Genomic DNA, 2,090 nt, shown 5'->3' with positions numbered 1-2,090 from the left:
CGTACGCCGTGGCCATAGACGCGCCGCGAGATCCGCCACAGCGTGTCGTTGCGGCGGATGATGACGGCGCCGTCGGCATGTTCAAGCTTGGGCGCCACCGTCTCGGGCACATCGCTTGGCGGCGTCGCCTCCGCCATAACGGCCGGAGCCTCGGTGGCGGGAGCAGGCGTCGTGGCCGCGGCCGGTGCCTCGGCGGCGGTAGGTGCGGCCGGCTTGGGCTGAACGGGCTTCGGCGCCGAGGGTGCCACGGCGGCGATCGCTTCGCCGGGCTCACGCTCGAACGGTACGGCCGCGCGGGCCACAACTGTCACACCGTCGGCATCGAGGCCGTCGACATGGATTGTGTAGCTGCCGACCGGAACGTCGCGCGTCGCCTCGACCAGGAAATGACCGTCCGTCGAAGTTTGCGCGTCACCGAGCAGGATGTCGTTGGCATAGGCGCGCACCTTGCGGCCGGCATCGGCGAGGCCGGCGACAAAGATCTTGCTGCCGTCGATCTCGACCGCCTCGACGACGATCTTGGGCTCGGTCACGCCTGCAGCGGGCGGCGTCGCCGGCGCTGCAGGAGCCGGTGTTGCGTCGACCACGGCTGGCGCTGGGGCGGCTGGCGCCGGAGCGGTTGCGGGGGCTTCGGCTGTGGGAGCAGCCGGCGCGGCGGCCGGAGCAGCCGGCTTTGTCTCGGGTGCGGGAACGGTCAGCAATTCGGCCGGCTTGCCCGGCTCCTCGACCATGGCCAGCACCTGGCCGGCCGCATCCTTGGGAACCGAAACGACGGCGGTCTGCACCGAGGGCGTTACGACGTCACCGGTGGTCGCGCGCAGCGCGATCGTATAATCGCCGGGCTTCAGCGGATCATCGAGAATGATAACGAAGGCGCCATCGGGACCAGCGACCGTCGAGCCAAGCACCGTCGAGCCATTGAGGATTTCGACCTTGGCGTTGGGCGCCGCATTGCCGGCGACGACAATCGAGCCATTGCTTTCAACGCGCACGACGTCGAAAGACGGTGCGACCGGACCGGCCGCAGCCGGCGCGTCCGCGGCCGGTGCGGCCGGTGCCGTTGCCTGGGGCACTGCGGCGGGAGCCGCCGGGACCTCAGCGGCGGGCAGCCGCGCTTCGGTGCCGGGATCAGCCGATTTTGCCGCTGCGGGCGGCGTCTGCGCCGCCACTTGCGCCGGCGGCGTGGGATTGAGATACGGGTCGAGTGCGCCCGCTACATAGGCGGTTCCCGCGGCCGCAACGGTCCCACCCGCCGCGAACAGGAACGCCTTCAGTGGATTAATTGCCATATTTCCCTACCCCTTAGCCACCTAACGCCGGTCTAGCCTGTTTTAGCAATACCGACAAGAAAAAGCCCAGGCCGTTAACCCTTGGGGCTTGACCGCGCTTTCAGACCCAATCACCAATCATCGACATGAACACGATTCGATCCGTCTGCGTCTATTGCGGCTCGTCTCCGGGCCGCGATGAAATCTATATCAAGGCCGGACACCTGCTCGGGCGCTCAATTGCCAAAGCGGGATTGCGGCTGGTCTATGGCGGCGGCACCAAAGGCATCATGGGCGCTGTCGCCGAAGGCGCGCTCAAGGCCGGCGGCAAGGTGACGGGCATCATTCCGCGCTTCCTGATCAACAAGGAGGCGAGCGAAACAGCGCTTGACCGGCTCGATGAACTCTTGATCACCGACAACATGCACGAGCGCAAGCACAAGATGTTCGAGAAATCCGACGCCTTTGTGGCACTGCCGGGCGGCATCGGCACGGTCGAGGAGATCGTCGAGATCATGACCTGGGGACAACTTGGCCATCATCGCAAGCCGATCGTCTTCGCCAATGTCAAAGGATTTTGGGATCCGATGCTGGCGCTGCTCGATCACATGGCCGCCGAAGGCTTCATCCACACCGCGCAGCGGGTCAAGCCGCTGGTCGTCGACGACCCCGAAGCGATCGTCGCCGCCATCATGGTAGCCGGATCGTCCGTCGACGCCCCGACCGAGGGCGTGCAGTCGGTGATCGACAAGATGTAGGGCGATAAGGAATCGGGGCAGTAAGGCAGTATGTGAATTGCCTCGAGTGTCCTGCCTACTCCCC

The 2,090-nt window shown here is 66.2% G+C and carries 2 protein-coding genes; one reads left to right on the top strand and one right to left on the bottom strand.

The features are described 5' to 3' along the window. Positions 1-1,289 (bottom strand): LysM peptidoglycan-binding domain-containing protein (locus EN994_RS28660; protein ID WP_164746290.1); only part of this gene is annotated, 1,289 nt, incomplete at its 3' end. A 125-nt stretch (positions 1,290-1,414) separates the two neighbouring features. Here EN994_RS28660 and EN994_RS28655 point away from each other — a divergent pair. Beyond that, the gene (locus EN994_RS28655) at positions 1,415-2,026 is read left to right on the top strand and encodes a TIGR00730 family Rossman fold protein (protein WP_013532550.1); all 612 of its coding nucleotides are present in this window, start codon (positions 1,415-1,417) and stop codon (positions 2,024-2,026) included. Positions 2,027-2,090: the final 64 nt, after the last annotated feature.

The organism is Mesorhizobium sp. M7A.F.Ca.CA.002.09.1.1, from assembly GCF_003998555.1.
Taxonomy (GTDB): domain Bacteria; phylum Pseudomonadota; class Alphaproteobacteria; order Rhizobiales; family Rhizobiaceae; genus Mesorhizobium; species Mesorhizobium ciceri.
This window is presented reverse-complemented; position numbering and strand designations above follow the sequence as displayed.